Source organism: Halorubrum tebenquichense DSM 14210, assembly GCF_000337415.1.
Lineage (GTDB): Archaea > Halobacteriota > Halobacteria > Halobacteriales > Haloferacaceae > Halorubrum > Halorubrum tebenquichense.
In genome coordinates, this window is the sequence record NZ_AOJD01000032.1 from 19,557 (window position 1) to 41,864 (window position 22,308).

15 protein-coding genes are annotated in these 22,308 nt (G+C 68.4%); 9 read left to right on the plus strand and 6 right to left on the minus strand.

Annotated elements, in window-relative coordinates:
* The first annotated feature begins 453 nt into the window (after positions 1–453).
* Entirely contained in the window at positions 454–2,592 is a 2,139-nt protein-coding gene (locus C472_RS05675) for an ABC transporter ATP-binding protein (RefSeq protein ID WP_006628848.1), read from the plus strand.
* Between the two features lie 29 nt (positions 2,593–2,621).
* Here C472_RS05675 and gltB read toward each other — a convergent pair whose 3' ends face one another.
* The 3 genes from gltB to C472_RS16920 form a co-directional block, all read right to left on the minus strand.
* On the minus strand, positions 2,622–7,358 hold the full coding sequence (gene gltB / locus C472_RS05680; protein WP_006628849.1) for a glutamate synthase large subunit: 4,737 nt from the start codon (positions 7,356–7,358) through the stop codon (positions 2,622–2,624).
* A gap of 233 nt (positions 7,359–7,591) precedes the next feature.
* Positions 7,592–7,759: an HEWD family protein gene (locus C472_RS17465; protein WP_162832662.1), complete on the minus strand. Its 168-nt coding sequence runs from the start codon at positions 7,757–7,759 to the stop codon at positions 7,592–7,594.
* A 119-nt stretch (positions 7,760–7,878) separates the two neighbouring features.
* Entirely contained in the window at positions 7,879–9,138 is a 1,260-nt protein-coding gene (locus C472_RS16920; protein ID WP_006628851.1) for a PGF-CTERM sorting domain-containing protein, read from the minus strand.
* Positions 9,139–9,145: 7 nt separating this feature from the next.
* Here C472_RS16920 and C472_RS16255 point away from each other — a divergent pair, with 7 nt between their 5' ends.
* Positions 9,146–9,373: a hypothetical protein gene (locus C472_RS16255; RefSeq protein WP_006628852.1), complete on the plus strand. Its 228-nt coding sequence runs from the start codon at positions 9,146–9,148 to the stop codon at positions 9,371–9,373.
* A gap of 2,029 nt (positions 9,374–11,402) precedes the next feature.
* On the opposite strand, the gene C472_RS05690 is transcribed toward C472_RS16255, so the two are convergent.
* On the minus strand, positions 11,403–12,065 hold the full coding sequence (locus C472_RS05690; protein ID WP_006628853.1) for a DUF6517 family protein: 663 nt from the start codon (positions 12,063–12,065) through the stop codon (positions 11,403–11,405).
* A 139-nt stretch (positions 12,066–12,204) separates the two neighbouring features.
* Between C472_RS05690 and C472_RS05695 the strand changes: the two genes are divergently transcribed.
* Positions 12,205–12,945, plus strand: a complete 741-nt coding sequence (locus tag C472_RS05695; protein ID WP_006628854.1) for a hypothetical protein — start codon at positions 12,205–12,207, stop codon at positions 12,943–12,945.
* 92 nt (positions 12,946–13,037) lie between these two features.
* Here C472_RS05695 and C472_RS05700 read toward each other — a convergent pair whose 3' ends face one another.
* Both C472_RS05700 and C472_RS05705 read right to left on the minus strand, forming a co-directional pair.
* On the minus strand, positions 13,038–13,547 hold the full coding sequence (locus C472_RS05700; protein WP_006628855.1) for a DUF7097 family protein: 510 nt from the start codon (positions 13,545–13,547) through the stop codon (positions 13,038–13,040).
* Between the two features lie 94 nt (positions 13,548–13,641).
* On the minus strand, positions 13,642–14,988 hold the full coding sequence (locus tag C472_RS05705; RefSeq protein ID WP_006628856.1) for an alkaline phosphatase family protein: 1,347 nt from the start codon (positions 14,986–14,988) through the stop codon (positions 13,642–13,644).
* 149 nt (positions 14,989–15,137) lie between these two features.
* Here C472_RS05705 and C472_RS05710 point away from each other — a divergent pair, with 149 nt between their 5' ends.
* From C472_RS05710 to ftsZ, 6 genes are all read left to right on the plus strand, one after another.
* A complete protein-coding gene (locus C472_RS05710) occupies positions 15,138–17,168 on the plus strand; it encodes an ATP-binding protein (protein ID WP_241432954.1) in 2,031 nt (676 codons plus the stop codon).
* A gap of 79 nt (positions 17,169–17,247) precedes the next feature.
* Positions 17,248–18,174, plus strand: coding sequence for a PhzF family phenazine biosynthesis protein (locus tag C472_RS05715; protein ID WP_006628858.1), 927 nt, complete (start codon positions 17,248–17,250; stop codon positions 18,172–18,174).
* A 109-nt stretch (positions 18,175–18,283) separates the two neighbouring features.
* The gene (locus tag C472_RS05720; RefSeq protein WP_006628859.1) at positions 18,284–18,478 is read left to right on the plus strand and encodes a DUF7333 family protein; all 195 of its coding nucleotides are present in this window, start codon (positions 18,284–18,286) and stop codon (positions 18,476–18,478) included.
* A 79-nt stretch (positions 18,479–18,557) separates the two neighbouring features.
* Entirely contained in the window at positions 18,558–19,508 is a 951-nt protein-coding gene (locus tag C472_RS05725) for a calcium/sodium antiporter (protein WP_006628860.1), read from the plus strand.
* Between the two features lie 78 nt (positions 19,509–19,586).
* Complete coding sequence (locus C472_RS05730; RefSeq protein WP_049906359.1) at positions 19,587–20,987, plus strand: D-aminoacyl-tRNA deacylase; 1,401 nt, start codon at positions 19,587–19,589, stop codon at positions 20,985–20,987.
* A 146-nt stretch (positions 20,988–21,133) separates the two neighbouring features.
* Entirely contained in the window at positions 21,134–22,291 is a 1,158-nt protein-coding gene (gene ftsZ, locus C472_RS05735; RefSeq protein WP_006628862.1) for a cell division protein FtsZ, read from the plus strand.
* Positions 22,292–22,308: the final 17 nt, after the last annotated feature.

Here is a 22,308-nt window from a genome sequence, read left to right on the forward strand (position 1 = left end):
CAGTTTCGTCGAGAGTGGCTCCGTGACCGGGACCGCCGAAGCCCCAGCCGTACGTGGCTAACTCCGACGCGAACGACTTCGTGACCGAGGCCCACGAAGCCCCAGTCGCGAGGGCTCGGTGCGCTCGCTGCGCTCCTCAGTCGCTCGTTTCACTCGCTCCTTTCGGTGCTTACGTCGCGCGCCTTCGCCCTCGCGACTGCCCCTTCGAGTCCCGCCCCGTACCGCTCCGCACGGCACCTCACACCTCCCCAGCCTCGCCGCTCACGCCCTCCGGGCGTTCGCGGCGTCCCTCGCGCGTGCTGTTCGGCCGCGGAGCGGCCTCACAGGCACGCGCCACCGCTTCCGGTTCGCTCGTTCAGTGGTGAGGCAGGACCGGGGGTTCCCTCTCGTTCGAAACCCGGAACGAGACGCCGAAGCCGTCGGATACATGGGGTTCCCGGCGTTCGTACGCCCATGGCCGCAGACGATCGCAACGCCTTCGAAGTGTATCGCGACCGGGTCGACCGCCCGCTCGGGCGGCTGTTCCGCGAGTACGGCGCGCCCCAGGCGCACTGGCTCGTGATCGGGATGGTCGCCAACGTGATCGCCCGCGTCGCGGGGCTGATCCCCCCGGTCGTCCTCGGCGTCGCCATCGACGCCATCTTCACCGGCACGGGGCCCTACACGCTCCCGGTCGTCCCGGACGTCTGGCTGCCGACCGAGGAGGACGCGATGTTCCGGCTCTCGATGCTCCTCATCTTCGGGTCGTTCGTCGTGACCGGCGTGTTCACGTACGTCTACGGCATCGCCGCGAACAACTTCGCCCATCGCGTGATGCACGAGGTGCGAACCGACTCGTTCGACCAGATGCAGCGGCTCGACATGACGTTCTTCGACGAGAAGCAGACGGGAGAGGTCATGTCCGTGCTGAACAACGACGCGTCGAACCTGGAGGTCTTCCTCGACAACGCCTTACAGAACTCCGCCCGGCTCGGCGTGATGGTGGTTGGCATCGCGGGCGTGTTGGTGTACTACAACTACGAACTCGCGGTCGTCACCCTCGCCGCCATCCCGCTGATGATCCTCCTCACGGTCTGGTTCATGCGGGCGGTCGAGCCGCGGTACGTCGCGCAGCGCTCGGTCGTCGGCGACCTCAACACCGCCCTCGAGAACGCGCTCTCGGGCGTCGAGCTGGTGAAGACCTCCAACACGGAGGACTACGAGAGCGAGCGCGTCGCGGACGCCTCCCACTCGTACTTCCGGCGGACGATGTCGATCCTCCGACTGAACTTCGTCTACCGGCCCGGGATGGAGCTGCTCGCCGGGCTGGCGTTCGCCGTCACGTTCGCGGTCGGCGGGTACTGGCTGGAAAACGGCGCTCCCGGGCCGTTCACGACGGAGCTGACAGTTGGGACGTTCGTCACGTTCATCCTCCTCACCCAGCAGTTCGTCGCCCCGCTCGCCGAGGTGTCGAACATCATCGACCAGTACGAGAACGCGAAGGCTTCCTGCGAGCGCGTGTTCGGCCTCCGCGACATCCCGGTCCGTATCGAGGACGCGGACGACGCGATCGAACTCGGCGGCACGCGACGTGGCGACAGCTCGCGCAGCGACGGCGGTGGAGCGGGCGGCGACGGCAGCGCGCGACGCGACGGCGGCGCGACGCCCGCCGAGGGAGGCGACCACGGCGGCGTCGCCGGGGCGGTCGAGTACGACGACGTCTCCTTCGCGTATCCCGAGAACGCCCTGATGGACCCCGCCGACGCCGACGAACAGGTTCTCCGTGGCGTCTCCTTCTCGGCCGACCCCGGCGACACCGTCGCCTTGGTCGGCCCGACCGGCGCGGGGAAGTCGACGCTGCTCAAGCTCCTGCTCCGGCTCTACGACGTGACCGACGGCGCGATCTACGTCGACGGCCACGACGTCCGGGACGTGACCGTCGAGAGCCTCCGCTCGTCGGTCGGCTACGTCGCGCAAGACACCACGCTGTTCGACGGCACCATCGCCGAGAACATCCGCTACGGGCGGTTCACGCGGATCGGCGAGGACGGCGACCCCGGAGACGGCGACGGTAGAGGGAGCGACGAGGAGTCGATCCGCGAGCGCGTGATCGAGGCCGCGAAGGCCGCGGAGGCCCACGAGTTCATCTCCTCGCTGCCGAACGGCTACGAGACGCGGATCGGCGAGCGCGGCGTGAAGCTCTCCGGCGGCCAGCGCCAGCGGCTCGCGATCGCCCGGGTCGTGCTTCAGGACCCCGCAATCTTGATCTTGGACGAGGCGACCTCGGCGGTCGACACGGAGACGGAGATGCTGATCCAGCGCTCGCTCGACCGGCTCGCGGCCGACCGGACCACCTTCGTCATCGCGCACCGCCTCTCGACGGTGACCGACGCCGACACCGCGCTCGTGTTGGAGGACGGCGCGGTCGTCGAGCGGGGGAGCCACGAGGACTTACTGGCCGAGGACGGGCTGTACGCGAAGCTCTGGGGCGTCCAGGCCGGCGAGATAGACGAGCTCCCGGAGGAGTTCGTCGAGCGCGCCCGCGAGCGCCACGTTGAGCGCGCGGTCGAGCGGGCGACGGAGAGCGAGGTCGACTCCGAGACGCTGGAGTGACCGCCCGACCCGCCTGACTGCTTTTCGCGTCAGTCGTCGCTCGACGCCTGTCCGGTCGCGTCCGCGTCGCCGCCGGGGACGGCCGCGGCCGGGGCGGGCGGCTCGTCGCGCACGTCGTCGCCGATCCCCTCGGCGATGACGTCGGCGTACGCGTCCGGGAAGACCCGGACGAAGTCGTCGAGCGCGGCCTCCCAGTCGTCGAGCAGGTCGGCCGCGCGCTCGCTGTCGGTGTACGCGCGGTGGTTCTCGACGAGCCGGCGCAGCATGCGCTCGTCGGACTCGTCGAGCGTCTCGGAGACCGAGACCATGCCGCGGTTCACGCGGTCGTCGAACCGGTCGTCCGGGTCGTACACGTATGCGATACCGCCCGACATCCCGGCCGCGAAGTTCCGGCCCGTATCGCCGAGGACGGCGACGACGCCGCCGGTCATGTACTCGCAGCCGTGGTCGCCGACGCCCTCGACGACCGCCCGGACGCCGGAGTTACGGACGCCGAACCGCTCGCCTGCGACGCCGTTGACGTACAGCTCGCCCGACGTGGCACCGTACAGCGCCACGTTCCCGACGACGACGTTCTCGGTCGGGTCGTACCCCGCCTCCGCCGGCGTCTCGACCGTGATGCGACCGCCGGAGAGCCCCTTGCCGACGTAGTCGTTGGCGGCACCCGCGAGCTCCATCGTGACGCCGGACGCGAGGAACGCGCCGAAGCTCTGGCCCGCCTCGCCGTCGAACCGACAGGAGATGGTGTCGTCCGGGAGTCCCTCGCCGCCGTGTTCGGAGACGACGCGGTTCGACAGCGTCGCGCCGACCGCGCGGTCGACGTTGCGGATGTCGCGGGTGAGCGCGACCGGCGCGCCGTCCTCAATGGCGGGGGCGGCCTCGTCGATGAGGTCCCAGTCCAGCAGGTCGTCGATGCCGGCGTGGGCCTGCTCGCGGACCTTCGTGCGGGCCTCGCCCGCGGGTTCGGCGATGACCGCCGAGAGGTCGAGGTGCTTCGCCTTCTCGTGGTCCGTCTCGCGCTGGGCGAGCAGCCCGGGGCGACCGATGAACTCCTCCAGTTCGGTGTACCCCTGCTCGGCCATGATCTCCCGGAGCTCCTGCGCGATGAACGTCATGTAGTTGACGACGTGGTCCGGCTGGCCGGGGAAGCGCTGCCGGAGGTCCTCGCGCTGCGTGGCGACGCCGACCGGACAGGTGTTCTCGTGGCACTGCCGGGCCATCACGCAGCCCGAGGTGACGAGCGACGCGGTGCCGAAGATGTACTCCTCGGCCCCGAGCGCGGCCGCGACCGCCACGTCGCGCCCGGTCCGCAGCCCGCCGTCGGCCGACACGCGAATGCGGTCGCGCAGGCCGGTCGCGCGGAGCATCTGGTTCGCCTCGGCGAGGCCGAGTTCCCACGGCAGGCCGGCGTTCTTGATCGACGTCTTCGGCGACGCGCCGGTCCCGCCGTCGTGGCCCGAGACGTGGACCACGTCGGCGTTCGCCTTCGCGACGCCGGCGGCGATGGTGCCGATGCCGGCCTCCGAGACCAGCTTCACGTTGACGTCGGCCTCGGGGCTGGCTGCCTTCAGGTCGAAGATGAGCTGTTTGAGATCCTCGATCGAGTAGATGTCGTGTTGGGGCGGCGGGGAGATGAGGCCGACGCCGGGGGTCGAACACCGGACGTGCGCGATCATCTCGTTGACCTTCTCGCCGGGGAGGTGGCCGCCCTCGCCCGGCTTCGACCCCTGCGCCATCTTGATCTGGAGCTCCTCGGCGTTCGCGAGGTACTCCGAGGTGACGCCGAACCGCCCGGAGGCGACCTGCTTGACCGTACACTCCTTCTCGGTGTCGAACCGCTCCGGCGGCTCGCCGCCCTCGCCGGTGTTCGACTTCGCCCCGAGTCGGTTCATCGCGATGGCGTTGTTCTCGTGGGCCTCCGGCGAGATGCTCCCGAGGCTCATCGCGGCCGTCGAGAAGCGCTCGACGATCGACTCCACCGGCTCGACCTGTTCGATCGGGACCGGGTCGCGGTCGGAGTCGAACTCCAGCAGGCCGCGCAGCGACTGTAGCTCCTCGGTCTGGTCGTTGACCAGGTCGGCGAACTCGCGGTACTGCTCGTAGTCGCCGCCGCGGACCGCCTGCTGGAGCGTGCCGACGGTCTGGGGGTTCCAGCCGTGTTTCACGCCCGACGAGCGGTGTTCGTACTCGCCGGTCGTCTCCAGTTCTGGGTCGGCTCCGAACGCCATCGCGTGGCGGGTGCGGAGGTCGTCTTCGATCTGCTCGATCCCGATCCCCTCGGTCCGGATCTCCGTCCCCTCGAAGTACTCGGCGACGAACGCGGAGTCGAGCCCGACCGCCTCGAATATCTGGGCTCCCTGGTACGACTCCATCGTCGAGATGCCCATCTTCGCCATCGTCTTCAGGAGGCCGTCCTCCAGCGCGTGCCGGTACGCGGCGAGCGCCTCGTCCTCGTCCGCGCCGTCCGGACCGGCGACCACGTCGGCGATGGAGGCGTACGCGAGGTACGGGTCGACCGCGTCCGCCCCGTAGCCGACGAGCGTCGCGAGGTGGTGGACCTCGTGCGGCTCGCCGGACTCGACGACGACCCCCGCGCGGTTGCGGAGCCCCTTGCGGACGAGGTGGTGGTGGACCGCGCCGGTCGCGAGCAGGCTCGGCACCGCGAGCCGGTCCGGGCCGACGGCCCGGTCCGAGAGCACGACGACGTCCGCCCCGTCCTCGATGGCGGCCGCCGCGTCCCCGCGGATCCGGCTCACGGCGTCGACGAGCGAGCCGTCGCGGTCGTAGGTGACGTCGACCGTGACAGAGGAGAACGCGGGGCCGTCGGCCGCGCCGTGGCGGTCGCCCGGTGTCCGCTCGCCCGGGCCGGGGAGGTCCCGAAGGGCGGCCGTCTCGGCGTCCGTCAGGACCGGCGAGTCGGCGACGATCTGCTCGGCGTGTTCCGGCGTCTCGGCGAGCAGGTTGCGCTGGTTCCCGATGCGGGTCTCCAGCGAGGTGACCAGTTCCTCGCGGATGTAGTCGATCGGCGGGTTCGACACCTGCGCGAACAGCTGTTTGAAGTAGGTGAAGAGCGGGCGGTCGATGTCGGCGAGGACCGACAGCGGGGTGTCGTCGCCCATTGATCCGACCGGGTCCTTCCCGTCTTCCGCCATCGGCTCGACGAGGTGGTTCAGCGAGTCGGTCGTGTAGCCGAACGCGGCCTGATGCGCGCGGACGGTCGGTTCGGTCTCGTCCGGATCGGTCGCATCCGAATCGGCCGCGTCCGAGTCGATGTCATCGCCATCGCTCGCGTCCGAATCGACCGCGTCGATTCCGGCCGCAACCCCGTCTTCGTCGGCGATCGCGTCCAAGTCGACCTGCCCGCGGTCGACCCACTCCCCGTACCGGTCGTCGGTGAGATCCTCGAACACCTCGTCGTCGGGGACGATGCGGCCCGTCTCCGGGTCAGCGACGAAGATCTCGCCGGGCTGGAGGCGTCCGCGACGGCGCACGTCGGCGGGGTCGGTCGGGAGCGCGCCGACCTCGCTGCCGACGACGAGGCGGTCGTCGGTCGTCACCTCGTAGCGGCACGGCCGGAGCCCGTTGCGGTCCAGGACGCCCGCCACGCGCTCGCCGTCGAAGCCGATGACGAGGGCGGGGCCGTCCCACGGCTCGACCAGCGAGGCGTGGTAGTCGTAGAAGTCGGCGCGGTCACCGTCCATCAGGTCGTCGCCCCGGAACGCCTCCGGGATCAGCATCCGGAGGGCGTGCGGGAGGTCCCGGTCGGTCTGGAGGAGGAGTTCGAGCGCGTTGTCGACGCTCGCGGTGTCGGACTGGTTCGGGTCGTCGATCACCGGCTTGATCGTGTCGAGTTCGGCCCCGAACGCCGGGTGTTCGAGGTCGTTCTCGCGGGCCCGCATCCAGTTGACGTTGCCGCGGATCGTGTTGAACTCGCCGTTGTGGACGATGTTCCGGTACGGGTGCGCGAGGTGCCACGCGCCGAGCGTGTTCGTCGAGAAGCGCGCGTGGACCAAGGCGACGTGGCTCGCGAACCGCTCGTCGGTCAGGTCCGGGTAGTAGTCAGCGAGCTGTGACCCCTTCAGCAGGCCCTTGTAGACGACGCGCTGGCGGTCGAGCGAGCAGACGTAGAAGCGCCCGGCACCGTCGACGTCGGACACCTCGTTCTCGATCTCGCGGCGCGCGGCGTACAGCGCGCGGTCGAACCCGAGCAGGTCCGGGTCGGCGTCGTCGTCGCGCGTCTCCTCGGTCGTGAACCGCTGGGCCAGTCCCGCGCCCTCGACGGGCGCGACGAACACCTGCGACACCTCCGGCTCCGACTCGAGGGCCGTCGCACCGAGGTCGGCGTTGTCGGTCGGGACCGAGCGCCACGCGAGCACCTCCAGTCCGTAGACGGCACACACCTCGGCGATGACGTCGTGGATCTCCGCCCGAACGCCCGGCTCCGGCGGCATGAACACGGAGCCGACGGCGTACTCCTCCGGGAGGTCGGCGTCGACGACCTCTCGGAAGAACTCGTCCGGCCGGGCGACCATGATCCCCGCGCCGTCGCCGGTGTTCTCCTCAGCGCCTGTCGTCCCGCGGTGTTCGAGGTTTTCGAGCAGCGTGATCGCGTCCGAGACGGCCTCGTGAGTCGGGTCGGCGTCGAGGTCGACGACGCCGCCGATCCCGCAGTTCGACCGGTCGTCCGTCGGCGCTGCGAGCCCCCCCTCCTGACCCGAGGACTCCGAGTCGCGTACGCCCCGGGTGGTACTACGTGACTTGGTCATACACTCACATACGAGTGAACACTTAAAGGTATGACCCTGATAGGGGTAGGATCCATCGTACACACATTAGGGAATATAAGGTAATTATCCATCACGGGTGGTGAACAAATCACACACCGTTGGTTTGATCAGCTGTCCCCGCCGTCAGATTTCACTACCGATAGCTATTCTACGGGAACGGCCCGAACGTTTCACCTATTCGGAAATGACTGGCGAAACGTCCAGTCGGGGATTCACTCCTCGAGGGGGACGAACGTGCCGTTGATGTCCCACTCGTGGATACAGTAGACGTTGCCGGCGTCGTCGTCGATCCGCCACCCGTCGGCTGCGTCGTCCCAGCGCTCCTCGCGCCCGCACAGCTCGCACGTGCGCTCCTTCGGCGGCGTGATAGTCGCGCTCATGCCCGAGCGAACGAGGCGGCCGAGCAAAAGGATACCGCCGGTCGGCGAGGCCGACGGCGGCGGAACGATCGCCCGACCCCGCCGTTCCGACGCGTCGGCGGTCCGACCGCCGTCGCGGCTCACAGCCGACGGCGAGCGAGCAGCGCCGCGGACGCCACCGCCGCGAGCGAACCCACCGGCCCGAACCCGGGGAGATCGTACATGGTCGACCGGATCGGTGCCTCGTCGTACCCGAGGTCGCTCGCGGGGTCGTCGTCGGCATCACCCGGTTCGCCGGTGTCGACCGACTCGGTCTCTCCGGCCGCGGCCTCGGAGCCGCCGCCAGACTCGGCTCCGTCGCTTGCTCGACCGGTCTCCGAACCCGGCTCTCGCTCCGCGGGGCGCTCGCCATGGGTCGTCCCGTCGCCTCCGAAGAGCGCCGGCGGTCCCGCGGACGGCGGGATCTCCGACGTGCCGGGCGCGACCGTGATCCCGGTCCCGGGAGGGGCCGTCTCCCGGTCGCCGCCGGACCCGCGCGATCCGGTGGCTCCCCCCTGACCGCTCCCGTCCGAAACGCTACCCGTCGCGTCCGAACCGGACCCACCGCCGGCCGGGGCACTCGCGCCCCCGGAAGCGCCGGAAGCGCCGGAAGCGCCAGAGTTGCCGGAAGCGCCGGAGTTGCCGGAAGCACCGGAAGCGCCAGAGTTGCCGGAAGCGCCTGAAGGGCTCGAAGCGCCCGACCCGTCAGCGGAACCGGTGCCGCCGGAGTCGTCCGTCGTCCCCGCTCCGGCGGCGGTCCCGGTTCCGGCCGAACCGCCCGAACCGGTCGGAGGGGATTCGGTCGATCGCGCCGTGCCGGACCCGTTCGCGCTCCCGTTCGTCGCGGGCTCGTCGGCGGCGTCGGCGACGTACGTCAGCCGCGTCGCCACCGGGTCATCGGTGCGATTCAGTCGCTCGTCGTCGACACTGAACCCCGCTTCGAACGTCTCGCCGTCGGCCGGCGGCGTTTCGGTGCCGAACGCGGTCTCGCCGTCGGTGACGAGGAAGAGACCCTCCCGGTCGAGGTGGACCGTCGACTCGCTCGGGACCGGCCCGAGCGCGTCCTCCTCGGTGGCGGTAGTGGCCTCGCTCGCGTTCGTCCGCGTCACTCCGAAAGAGAGCCCGTCGAGGCGAGCGAGGTCCGCGCCGCGGTCCAGCGACGCGTTCGCGGCGGCCGGGAGACCGGTCAGTCCGGTCGCGTTCATCCCGTAGACCACCGTGTCGTTCGGACCTGCGGTCGTCGCCTCCGAGAGCGTGCCGTCCTCGACGGCGTCCCGGATCGCGGTCGCGTTCTCGAACTCCCCCAGAGCGGCTTCGCGCGTGGTGTACGCGGTGAGATCGCTTGTCGACCGCGGAGTCACCCTAACCGTGGCGGTGTCGTTCGCGACGGCGGTGCCGTGTTCGGACCGCAGCGTGACGTCGTACGTCCCGGGCGAAATCGAGTTGAGGTCCCCGGTGATCGACTCGACGCTGACATCGGGGCTGGTCGATACGAACTCCGACGGCGACTCCGGCGACGCGTACGTGTTGATCGTGATCGGCGTTGGGCCCGTCTCGGTCGTCGTGAGGTTGAGTGTAGTAAAATTGCCATTCTGAGCAGATAATGAGACAGAAGACTGATTGTAGGTCGAATTAATCGATAAATCAAGATAGTTGCCGTTGAATAGCTCTTGGCCGTAATTAGCAAGTATTTCTGGCTTTTTCGCCTCGGCAACATCTATATTCTGAGTATCTATCACACCTGTGTTTGGGCTGTATACTGACACGGTGTAATTCCCAGGGCGAGTAAAAGGGATATGTCTAGTAACATTAGAATTCTTATTAATTAAAATTTCATCGCGATATATTACAGAACTAGAGTTCGTTACGTTAAAAATGACTCCGCTGCTTGCTCCTTCCTGTTTGATGTTTACTGCCACTTGAGAATTTTCAACAGAATCAGTTGCCTCAATGTTGATTGTGGGTTTTGTTAGTTCAATCGTGGTATTTTGATAACGAGACCTGGAAGCTAACGAATAGAATCCTGGATCAAGCATATCCGTACCAATTTGATATATTCTGGTCTCATTTGTTGCATTGATCCTTCGGACTACACCGCCACCAGCTTTGGAAAGGACATATTGTGCCTTATTTTCTGACTGGAATCCAATATTCAAACCTTGGTTGATCGTGTGTTTTCCGTTATCAGGGGTGATTGTAGCAACACGGGTAGGCGAGTTATAGCTGCTGTTGAATGGTGTACTGCTTGAGTTGGAAATGATGTTTTTAATCCGAATATGCTCAATTGGTGAGGATATCTCTGATTGGTTAGGGAGATAGATATACAGAAAATTATCATTCACGTTGTATTTTTCGACATGGTTGTTGAGACTGACGTTTGTTGTGTTGTTATCTGAAAATCCAACACCGATCTGGCCTTGTGACTCGGATATATTTGTATTAAACTCAAATATGAGGGTACCGTTACAGTTACTCCCGCATTGAGATTTACTAGTGTAGAACGGGCCGCCCACAAGTTGAGCGGGTACTGAAATATTAATCGTTGCCGTATCCACGGCGTAGACCGTGTTGGAGCCATGCTTGTGATGCGGCGAATGTATCGCGATAAGAACGTCTGTCTCACCCTTAATGTCCGTGTCATTAACAAATATATTTTCACGAGATAGATCTACTGTTCCAATTTTTTGTCCCATACTACCATTATGATCTTGTTCCCAGATGGTCACAGAGGGGCTGAATTCTAAACTGTTATTAACTGAGTAGTCGTACAGAATAGATTCTGTTGTCTCGTCATATGCCCCATTTCCAATTTTGACAGATAATGAAGAGAATATCTTGAATTGAACTGGACTTCTTTTTCCTCCTTCCTCAGCGGTATAAGATATCTCTCGGTTTATTTTCGATCCATTCTCATCATAGAGAGTAACATTTGATGTGTCAATATTGTCGATATGGAGATCAAATAGTCCGGATTCTGGAATTACGGAGTTAGTGACGACAATCGTTGAATTTGAGCGATTCGGCCCCTCAATGTACACTCCAGAATTCTTTGTCCCTTCATCAGATGTAATGCGGTATGAGGTTGCATTGTGGTCCAGTTGCGCTCCGGAATCAACGAGCTCCCCAACATGAATTTTAACAGGACCACTTGGGTTACCTACTTCGATATTGGAAATTACTTGCTCTTCATCCGTCCCAATCTCAAGATCACTTGCGCCATCTACGTCAAATAGTACGCCAGATGTCACAATTGCCCCCAAATTTATTAGTAATACAACAGAAAGAACTAGGGAGCAAGCTACAATACCGACCGACACCCACCGAAGCGATCGCATCCGGATCATGGCGAACGGACCGCGAATGCCAGAGCGGTCGCTGGCAGGGCGATGCGGGGCCGAGAGAGCCGACCCGCTGCCCGCGAAGCGCCGCTCGTCACACCGCGGGATTTCTCACTCGGTTCGATCGCTTATAAGTGCCTTACGGAGCCGAAAGCTTCCGATCGGGGAAATAACCGCACGACTGCGGGCCGTTCGGCGGGGACACACGCGAGCCCTGTTGAGGGTGTTCGACCGCGGAGTGGGACGGAACGACGAGAAGGGGCCGCCGGGACAGTCGTCGAACCCGGTCAGTGCTCGACCGATCCCATCATCGAGAGCAGCTGTTCGGACTGGTCGATCGCCTGCGGGTGGACGCCGATCATCGCGATAACGTCGTCGTCGTGCTGAACGGTGCCGATGTAGACGAGAACGGGGATGTCGTCCACGGAACCGCTCTGGCCGTTGGCGTCGCTGACGTCCGCGCTGACGGTCGTTTCGAGGACCGAGACAGTGGTCTCCTCGCCGAGGACCGTCTGCGTCTCCTCGCCGACCTCCTCGATGTCGTCGGTCTGAATTTCCGTTCCGTTGCCGCCGATCCCCTGCTGGTCGACCTGATTGAGGAGCCGTCGGATGAGGTCCGCGCCCTCGGCGCTGACGAGCGGGTTGACCGACTGTCCGGCGACGGACTCGTTCGGAGTGCTCGCCACGAACAGCGCCGACCCGACCTCCTCGTTCGTGTACTGGGCGACCCACGTCGTCGCCGACACCTCGACGTTCACGCCGCTGGCGTTGAACTTCCGGTCGATGGAGAACGATTCCGGGTCCTGCCCGGAGAACCCCTCCGCGTACGCGCCCTCCGGGACTCGTGCCGGGTCCGCGTCGAGGTCGAGGCTCTGGTCCTGGCCGGCGCAGCCGGCGACGGCGACCGTGGTCGAGGCGGCGAGTGCCGCGAGCAGCCCGCGTCGTTTCATGGGCACAGATAGGTCAACACGCTTCTTTAACACTATCGGCGCGGATATCGGTCCCGAGAACGCGCGGCCGAAGGCACAAAGTTCACGTCGTGGGGCCCGCGACGTGAGGCAAATGGAACGTCGAGGACAAACGGGACTGGTGGAAGCCCTCTTCTTGGACGTCGTTCGCCTCCACGAGACGTGGATGGAGATCGTCTTCCCGCGACAGCTCGACCCGAGCGCGGTCCTGGGGAAGTGGAAGCCCGAGAACAGCCTCCAGTCGGTCGGGTACTACCTCTGGGCGGTGCTCGGCGCGCCGCTCGTGGCGGTCGCGTACCCCCTGCTGCTCGTCGGGTTCGCCACGCGCTACTACGCGGCGAAGCTCGACTCGGCGGTCACCCGCATCGGGGTCGCCGGTGCCGTGCTCGTCTCCGCGGTCGTCTGGGGGGCGCTGACGGTGATCACGCACCTCCAACTCCCCTTCGACGCGGTGATCGCGGTCGGCGCGGCGAGCGGGGTGGCGGTCGTCTCGGCCGCGCTCGCCGCCGGCTTCTCGAAGCTCGGCGGACGGTTCGTCAGCGTCCTCCTCGCGTACCCGTTCGCGATGTCGGCGCTGTTCCTCCCGCCCGTCGTGGCCGCGCTCGTCACGCCGACGTTGGAGGAGCTGATCCTCCCGCCGAGCTACGAGCTCGCGCGGTGGATCCTCGACACGTTCCTCTCGGTCGGCGGGATCAACGAGACGCTCCGCGGCGCGTTCGACTTGGAGACGTTCGGCGAGCAGTGGGGGCTGCCGGGGCTGGGATACGTCCTGATGTGGGTCGGCATCTCGGTGCCGCTCGGGTGGTTCCTCGGGCTGCTCGTCGCGCTGGCGAACCTGATCCGTCCGACTTCCGACGCCTGAATCGGCCGGGATCGAACTCTACGCCCGGCGTCGGACCCCGCGGCTACGGGGGCCACCCGTCGGAGTCGTCGCTCACTCGTCTAGCTCGCCACTCACTCGTCTGGGTCGTATTTCTCGCTCGCGGTCTCGAACGCCGACGCCGAGCGCTCCGTCTCGCGCCGGCGCTCCCGCTCCGCGATCGCTTCGGGGTCCGGGCTCGCGTCGTCGTCGATCCGCGCGATGGACCCGTGGACCTTCGCGTGACACCAGCGACAGAGGCCGACCGTGATCTCGTGCGCGTCGTCGCCGGCGTACGAGAGGTGGTGTTCCTCGACGAGCGGGCGGGCGTCCTCGTGCGCCAGTCGGACCTCCGCCAGTCCGCACCGGACGCACGCCTTCGCGTCGGTCGTCGACCGATAGTGGGGACACGCGCGCCACTCGCCGTCGGCACCGACGTGACAGTCGTAGCCCTCGGCACGGCGGTCGGCCGCGAACGCGGGGTCGTCGCCGGCCCGGGTCAGCGCGAACCGGCACCGGCCGTCGTCGGTGAGGTGGTCGCAGACGCCGGCGACCGCATACGGGTCGTCGACGCCGACGGGGGTTCCGTCGGGGGTGCGCTCCATGGAGACGGGTCGCGGCGGACGCACTTCAATTCGGTCCGCCGGTTCGTCGACGGAGACGCGGCTCGGGAGAGGCCGCTCGCGTCGCGAGCGCGACTCAGACGAGGCTGGCCCCGTCGAAGTCCGTGCGCCCGTAGTCGACGTCGAGCAGCTTGAGGAGGGTGGGCGCGACGTCGAGGAGGTCCGCGTCCATGACGCTCGCGTCGGGGTGGTCGACGAACAGCGCGGCGTCGCCGAAGGCGTGCATCCCGGTCCGCGGCCCGTCGGCGTCGAACACGCCGTCGTGCGACCGGAACCCGGACTTGAGGTCGAACCCGTCGTTGGGCACGACGACGAGGTCGGGCGCGATGGCGGCGTGGTCGCCGCGGAACACGGTCTCGCGGTCGACGACGCGGTCCGCGACCGGGTTCCCGTCGGGACCGGTCCACGACTCCAGCGCCGCGCGGAGCTCCGCGCGCGTCTCCTCGTACTCGTCTTCGGGGACGACGCCGTTCGGCTCGCGGCCCTCCACGTTGAGGTAGAAGCGGCCTGGGACGAGCGAGTACGCGCGGGCGTCGTCGTCGACGTCGGCGAGCGCGTCGTGGTCGTCCTCCTCGTAGGAGAGCCACCCCTCGCGTTCGAGCCACTCGTTACAGTAGACGTCGTACTCGAGTCGGGCGAACCCGTGCGTGGAGCCGACGACGAGCGTCACGTCGTTCGGGAGCGTCTCGCGGATCGAACCGATGTGCTCGTCGAGCGCGGCGTGGAAGGCGAGCAGTTCCTCGCGGTAGGTCCCCCCGTCCTCGTAGTCGCCCCACAGGAAGTGGTTGACGCGGTCGGGGGCGGTGAAGACGCCGACGAAGAGGTCCCAGTCGTCGCGCTCGACGTACCGCTCGAACGCCGCGGCCCGGGCGTCGAGGGTCTCGCGGGCGTGTTCGATGAACGCCGTTTTGTCCGCCTTGTGGCCGAGTTTCGCGTTGACCGACAGCCGGTAGTCGCTGCCGGTGAGGTACTCGCGGAGCTCCTCGGGGTGGGCGGCCGCGTCGAGGTCGGGCGAGAGGTAGCCCGAGACCATCCGCTGGACGGTCCGCTGCGGCGGGAACGTGACGGGGACGTTCAGCACGGTCGCGTCGAGTCCCGCGTCGGTCGCGCGGTCCCACACCCGCGGCGACTGGACGTCTCGGCCCATCGGGACGTACGTGTCGTAGGAGCCGACCTCGCGGTCTTGGAAGCCGTACACGCCCGTCTCGCCCGGGTTCTTCCCGGTCGTGAGGCTCGGCCAGCACGCGCTGGACTCCGCCGGGAGGATGCTGTCGATTCCGCCGCCACCGCCGGCGTCCGCGACCGCCGACAGCGTCGGAAACGTCTCCGGGTTGTCGGCGACCAGCCGGTACGAGAGGCCGTCGATCCCGATGAACGCCACCCGCGGGGTGTCACTCCCTCGCAGCCGGTCGAAGAGGCCCATACCCACCTATCCGCGGTCGGAGGCAAAAGGATTGACATCGGCGGGCGGCCCGGGGGACGGGCGGCGTCGGTTCGGTCGCGCCCGACCGATCGTTCGGCAACCGCGCGGAGACCCACATACACAAGTGTGTCCGGCGGGAGGTTTAGACGATGGCTTCGGGGCTCGTGCGGGTGCTGCTCGCGGACGGCGACGATACGTTCGCCGACGCGCTGAGCGATGCGCTCGATCGGGCTCCGGCAGCCGCGGCGGTGTCCCGCGTCCGCGACCACGCCGCCGCCGTGGCCGCCGTGGAGACCGAGCCGTACGACTGCGTCGTCACGGAGTACGACATCGACGGACCGGGGGGCGAAAGCGGGGGCGACGACCGGAACGAGTCCGAGGTCGACGACGCCGCGAGCGGACTCGACATCCTCCGTCGCGTCCGCGAGCGCGACCCGGCGCTTCCCGTCTTCCTCGTCACTGGAGCGGGCAGCGAGCGGGTCGCGGCCGCCGCCGTCGACGCCGATGCCACCGGGTACCTCCGGAAAGGGGAGTCGACCGGGGACGACGGGAGCGTCGCCGAGGCGCTCGCGGAGCGGATCGACGACGCGGTGGCGACCTACCGGTCTGGGTCGGGGACGCGCGAGGTCGGCGAGGACCGGGCCGAGATCCTCGACCGGATGGCCGACGGCTTCGTCGCCGTCGACGCGGACGACGCGATCACGCACCTCAACGCGCAGGCGGCCGCGCTCGCCGGCGCGGTGGACGGCTCCGAGAGCGCAGCAGAGGGGGCGGAGGGGGCGGAGAGGCGGGACGACGCCGCGTCGGGCAGCGAGCCGGGCGACGCGGACGCGCTCGTCGGGACGAGCCTCTGGGACGCGTTCCCGGACGCGGCCGAGACGGAGTTCGAGACCGCCTTCGAGCGCGCCCGAGCGACTGGCGAGCCGACCGAGGCGCGGACGTACTACGAACCGGCCGCCAGCTGGTTCGAGGCGCGGATCTACCCGTCCGCGAGCGGCGTCTCGGTGTACTTCCGCGACGTCACCGGGGCGGTCGAAGAGCGGGAAGAGATACAGCGCCGGGAGCGGGTGATGCGCCGGCTCTACGAGATCATCTCGGCGAAGGACGACCCGTTCGAAGGCAAAGTCGAGAAGCTGCTCGCGCTCGGACGCGACGTCCTCGGCGCGGAGTCCGGGCTGCTCTCGAACGTCCAGGGGAGCCGGTACGTCGTCGAGGTCGCGGACGACGTGACCGGGTCGTTCGGGGAGGGAGCGGTGGTCGACCTGTCGGAGACCAACTGCGAGCGCGTCGTGTCGACGGCGGCCTCGGTTCAGGTCCGCGACGTCGCGTCGGACCCGGACCTGTCGGCCCGCTCGGGGTTCGTCCAGCAAGGGATCTCCTGTTACGTCGGCGCGCCCGTGATCGTCGACGGCGACGTGTACGGGACGTTCTGCTTCTACGACCGGACGGACCGGTCTGAGCCGTTCTCCGACTGGGAGGCGACGCTGGTCGACCTGATGGCCCGCTGGGTCGGGTACGAGCTTGAGCGCCGAGAGACGCAGATCGAGATGCGACGCGAGCGCGACCGCCTCGAACAGTTCGCGAGCGTCGTGAGCCACGACCTCCGCAGCCCGCTCAACGTCGCCGCGGGCAACGTCGACCTCGTCCGGGAGTCGGTCGACGACGAGCGGCTGGCGCGGACGTCGAAGGCGCTCGACCGCATGGAGGAGCTGATCGGGGACGCGCTCTCGTTCGCCCGCCTCGGCGAGCGCGTCGTCGAGACCGAGGCCGTCGACCTCGTCCGCGTGGTCGAGGAGGCGTGGGCGACGACCGCGACGGGCGACGCGACGCTCGCGGCGGACGCGCTCGGCACCGTCGTCGGCGACGCCTCGCGGGTCCGGACGCTGTTCGAGAACCTGTTCCGGAACGCGGTGGAGCACGCGGGCGACGCCCCGACCGTCACCGTCGGCTGGGACGACGGCGTCCTCTACGTCGCCGACGACGGGCCGGGAATTCCGGAGGAAAACCGCGATCAGGTGTTCGAGACGGGGTACACGACGAGCGGCGAGGGGACGGGGTTCGGACTCGGCATCGTCAAGGCGGTGGCCGAGGCCCACGGCTGGACCGTGCGGGCCGCCGCCGCGGACGGCGGCGGCGCGCGGTTCGAGTTCGGCGACGTGGTCCGCCGCCGGGGCGACTGACGCCATAGCGGCTCGGTCGGGCCCGGCGCCGCCGACTCGCTCGGGAGGGTTTTTGTCCGTGACTCGCGGAGGGGTCGGCATGGAGACCCGACGCGCGCTGCTCGTCGACGCGTTCGCCGCGGAGCCGCTGGCCGGGAACGCCGCCGGCGTCCTCCCCGACGCCGAGGGACTGAGCGACGACCAGATGGCCGCCGTCGCCGCCGAACTCGGGGCCTCGGAGACGGCGTTCCTGACCGACGGCGACGGGACGACCGACGCGGGTGAGGGGGTCGACGACCGCCTCCGCTACTTCTCGCCGACCACGGAGGTCGACCTCTGCGGTCACGCCACGGTCGCGACGTACGGCGCGCTGTTCGCCGAGGGAGCGATCGACGGGGGCGAGCGCACGCTCCGCACGAACGTCGGCGACCTCACGGTCTCGGTCGACGACGACGGCACCGTCTGGATGCGACAGCAGGCACCGAGCGTCGAGACCGTCGAGGTCGACGCCGGTCGGCTCGGGCCGGCGCTCGGGATCGACCCCGCCGCGCTGCGCGACGTGGGCGCGGACCTCCCCGTCGCGGTCGCGTCGACCGGGCTGCCGTTCCTCGTCGTCCCCGTGAACTTCCTCGAACGGCTCGGCGAGGCCGACCCGGACGACGAGGCGATCGAACGCCTCTCCGAGGAGTTCGACGCCGCCGGCGTGTACGCGTTCACCTTCGACACGCTCGAAGGCGACTCGACGCTCCACGGCCGGGCGTTCGTGCCGTCGCTCGGGATCTCGGAGGACCCGGTCACGGGCACCGCGAGCGGGGCCGTCGGCGGGTACCTCCGGCACGTCGACGCGTTCGACGGCGACGAACCGGACGAACTCCGCTTCGAGCAGGGCCACTTCCTCGGCCGGCCGGGGCACGTCCGAGTCCGGGTAGAGGCGGACGGGGTCCGCGTCGGCGGTCGAACGTCGGTCGCGCTCGACGGCGAAGTCCAGATCCCCGACGACGACGAAGACGAGATCATCGAGGCGTGAGCCGTCGGGTCGGTCGGACTCCGGCGACCTTCGGGGCCGGAGCCAGACCGGAACCGGATCGGGATCCGGCGGACCGAACGTTTAGGATCGCTCGCGGCCTACGGACCCCATGGAGTTCGACCTTCCGCGCGCGGCAGCGATCCTCGTACTGATCGTCGCGATCGGCGCTGGCGGCCTCATCGGTGCCGGCATGATGCCCCTCCAGACGACGCTGATGATGGTCGTGCCGTCGATGCTCGTCTTCGGGGCGGTGGCGTTCGCGATCGGCGTGAAACACGGCGAGTTCCGGTCGGCGCACGCCTGACGCCGGGCCTCGAAGCCGCTACCGCCCCGTCTCGCGGGGAATCACGACCCTTTTGAAACGGCGACGCGAACCCGGAGCCGTGCTGCCCGGGTCGCCACTCGTCGAACTGCTGTTGATCGCCGGCGGCGTCGCCCTCCTGTACGCCGGTGCCGAACTGCTCGTGTCCGGCGCGAGCGACCTCGCGCTCGCCGTCGGGCTGAAGGCGTCGACGGTCGGCGTCACCGTCGTGGCGTTCGCGACGACCGCCCCGGAGCTGTTCGTCTCCCTGCTCGGCGCGGTCACGGTGTCGACCGACATCGGGCTCGGCGCGATCGTCGGCTCGAACGTCGCGAACGTCGGGCTGGTGTTGGGCGTCTCCGCGCTCATCCGCCCGCTCGACGTCTCGGACACCGTGTTCCGCCGCCACGTCCCGTTCATGGTGCTCGCCGCGCTGCTGCTCGTCGGCCTCGGCTGGGACGGCCGGATCGGGCTCGTCGACGGCGTCGTGCTGCTGGCCGCGCTCATCGGGTTCACCGCCGCGGTCCTCCGGAACGTCCAGCAGAACCAGTCTGCCATCTCCGAGGCTGAGCGCGACGAGATGCCCGACGCGAAGGCGCGCGACGTCGCGGCCGTGGTCGGCGGCATCGTCGCGCTCGTGCTCGGCTCCCGGTGGCTGATCGACGGGGGCGAGTCGCTGCTGTCGGCCGCGGGGTTCTCCGACATCTTCATCGGGCTCACGGTGCTGGCGCTCGGCACGTCGCTGCCGGAGCTGGCCGCGAGCGTCGTCGCCGCGGTCCGCGGCGAGGCTGAGTTCAGCGTGGGCAACGTCGTGGGGTCGAACATCTACAACGTCCTCGCGGTCATCGGCATCGTCGCCGTGGTGACGCCCATCGGCGTCTCCCCCGCCGTCCGCGGGTTCGAGTTCCCCGCGCTCCTCGCGTTCACGGCGGTCGCCGTCGGGATGATGGCGTACGGCGAGCGGATCACCCGCGTCGACGGCGCGGTCCTCGTGGTCGGCTACGGCGTCTTCGTGTACCTACTGCTGCCGTGACCGGGATCGATCGATAGGTCGAGGCGGAGCGGAGCGCGAACCGACGGGTATTCGGTCGCGGACGGCGGAGACGTGTGCGTGATAGCGATCGTCGTCAGCCGTGCCGACAGCGCCTCGGAACACATCGGCGAGCGGCTCTTGGAGGTCGGCGACTGGGAGGTCCGGGAGGACGACTCGCTGCCCGACGCCGAGGGCGGCGGGACCTACTACCGGACTGAGGGGTTCGAGCTCCGCGAGTTCGACGACCTCCACATCCGGCTGTCGGACCCGGTCGCCGCGTTCGACCGCGACCCCGAGTTCCTCGCGTTCGTCTCCAGACACTCGGGCGAGACCGGGGAGCTCCTGACCGCGCACGTCACCGGGAACTTCGGCGGTGCCGAGTACGGCGGCGAGCCGGAGTCGCTGGCGCGGGCCGCGCCCGGCGCGGAGAAGCGCGTCGTCGAGGCGCTCGCCCGGCGCGCGCCCGAGGGGTACGAGGTCGGCATCGAGTGTACGCACCACGGGCCGACCGACGTCTCCGTCCCGTCGCTGTTCGTCGAACTCGGGTCCGACGAGCCGCAGTGGGCGGACCCCGAGGCGGCCCGAGCGGTCGCGCGGGCGGTCCTCGACCTGCGCGGGGCGGGCGCGGATCGGATCGCCGCCGAGACCGCCGACGGCGACGCCGCGGCCCGCCCCCGTCACGTCGTCGGCTTCGGCGGCGGCCACTACGCGCCGCGGTTCACCCGGATCGTCCGCGAGACCGAGTGGGCGGTGGGCCACGTCGGGGCCGACTGGGCGCTCGGGGACCTCGGCGCGCCCGAGGCGAACCGCGACGTGATCGACGCCGCCTTCGCGCGGAGCCGGGCCGACCGCGCCGTGATCGACGGCGACCGCCCCGAGCTCGCCGCGGTCGTGGAGGATCTCGGCTACCGAGTGGTGAGCGAGACGTGGGTCCGAGAGGTCGGCGACGCGCCGCTCCCGCTCGTCGAGAGCTTGGAGGAGGCGATCGGTCCCGTCGACGACGGGCTGCGGTTCGGCGCGGTCGAGCCGGCCGGTCCGACGGCGTTCGCGGTCCGCGACCTCCCGGCCGACCTGCTCGCGCGGGCGCAGGGACTCGACGCCGACGCGGCTCGGGAGGCGGTGGAGTCGGTCGCCGTCGCGTTCGACACGGAGCAGGGCGGGACCCGCGCGGCGGGCCAGGTCGCGTTCGCGTCGGCCCCGGACGCGCCGGGGTACGGCGACCTCGTCGCGGCGCTCGCGGAGGTACTTGAGGCGGGCTACGACGCGGTTGAGGTACTGCCGGAACGGAGCGCCGTCGTCGCCCGGGAGACCGCGTTCGATCCGGGGCTGGCGGCCGAGCGAGGCGTTCCCGAGGGACCGGCGTTCGGCCGGCTCGCCGACGGCGAGGCAGTCGAGGTCGACGGCGAGGCGATCGAGCCGGACGACGTGTCGCGGGCCCGGAGCGACCGGTTCCCGATCGACGCGGCCGCGCTCGACTGATTTTTAAGCGACTCCGACGCCGCGGGTATCGGGTGTGACATCCGTACTCTCGGGGGTGGGCGGCGAACGCCGTCGATTTCGCCGTCCGACCCGCGTCAGACGATCGGGCAAAAATAAATACGTCCGGGTCGCAACGACACCACATAATGGACTCCATCGTTGAGGACGCCATCGACGAAGCCGAAGAGGCCCCCGCAGACGACGCCGGGGGAGCCGGCGAGAGCGCCGCCGGAGGGAGCGCCGGCGCGCCGCCACAGACCGGAACGATGACCGACGACGAGCTACAGGACGTCCTCCAGGACCTCCAGACGAACATCACGGTCGTCGGCTGCGGAGGTGCCGGCGGCAACACGGTCAACCGGATGACCCAGGAGGGCATCCACGGCGCGAAGCTGGTCGCCGCGAACACCGACGTCCAGCACCTCGTCAACATCGAGGCCGACACGAAGATCCTCATGGGTCAACAGAAGACGCAGGGCCGCGGGGCCGGGTCGCTGCCGCAGGTGGGCGAGGAGGCCGCCATCGAGTCCCAAGAGGAGATCCAAGACGCCATCGACGGCTCCGACATGGTGTTCGTCACCGCGGGGCTGGGCGGCGGGACGGGGACCGGCTCGGCACCGGTCGTCGCGAAGGCCGCCCGGGAGTCCGGCGCGCTCACCATCGCCATCGTCACGACACCATTCACCGCCGAGGGCGAGGTCCGCCGCACGAACGCCGAGGCCGGCCTCGAACGGCTCCGCGACGTGAGCGACACGGTCATCGTCGTCCCCAACGACCGCCTGCTCGACGCGGTCGGGAAGCTCCCGGTCCGGCAGGCGTTCAAGGTGTCCGACGAGGTGCTGATGCGCTCGGTGAAGGGAATCACGGAGCTGATCACCATGCCCGGGCTGGTCAACCTCGACTTCGCAGACGTCCGCACCGTCATGGAGAAGGGCGGCGTCGCGATGATCGGCCTCGGCGAGTCCGACTCCGACTCGAAGGCGCAGGACTCGGTGAAGTCCGCGCTGCGGTCGCCGCTTTTAGACGTCGACATCTCCGGCGCGAACTCCGCGCTGGTGAACGTCACCGGCGGGACGGACATGTCCATCGAGGAGGCGGAGGGCGTCGTCGAGGAGATCTACGACCGCATCGACCCCGACGCGCGGATCATCTGGGGGACCTCCGTCGACGACGAACTGGAAGGCGAGATGCGCACGATGATCGTCGTGACCGGCGTCGAGTCGCCGCAGATCTACGGGAACAACGGCGAGCCGCCGGAGGGCGACGCGCCCAGCGACGTCGAGGACATCGACTACGTCGAGTAGCGCCGCCGTCGCGAGTT

Coding starts and splice junctions, on each gene's coding strand:
- C472_RS05700 (WP_006628855.1), bottom strand. CDS start 13,547: ATGGAGCGCACCCCCGACGGAACCCCCGTCGGCGTCGACGACCCGTAT.
- C472_RS05675 (WP_006628848.1), top strand. CDS start 454: ATGGCCGCAGACGATCGCAACGCCTTCGAAGTGTATCGCGACCGGGTC.
- gltB (WP_006628849.1), bottom strand. CDS start 7,358: ATGACCAAGTCACGTAGTACCACCCGGGGCGTACGCGACTCGGAGTCC.
- C472_RS05715 (WP_006628858.1), top strand. CDS start 17,248: ATGGAGACCCGACGCGCGCTGCTCGTCGACGCGTTCGCCGCGGAGCCG.
- C472_RS05720 (WP_006628859.1), top strand. CDS start 18,284: ATGGAGTTCGACCTTCCGCGCGCGGCAGCGATCCTCGTACTGATCGTC.
- ftsZ (WP_006628862.1), top strand. CDS start 21,134: ATGGACTCCATCGTTGAGGACGCCATCGACGAAGCCGAAGAGGCCCCC.
- C472_RS05710 (WP_241432954.1), top strand. CDS start 15,138: ATGGCTTCGGGGCTCGTGCGGGTGCTGCTCGCGGACGGCGACGATACG.
- C472_RS05690 (WP_006628853.1), bottom strand. CDS start 12,065: ATGAAACGACGCGGGCTGCTCGCGGCACTCGCCGCCTCGACCACGGTC.
- C472_RS17465 (WP_162832662.1), bottom strand. CDS start 7,759: ATGAGCGCGACTATCACGCCGCCGAAGGAGCGCACGTGCGAGCTGTGC.
- C472_RS05705 (WP_006628856.1), bottom strand. CDS start 14,988: ATGGGCCTCTTCGACCGGCTGCGAGGGAGTGACACCCCGCGGGTGGCG.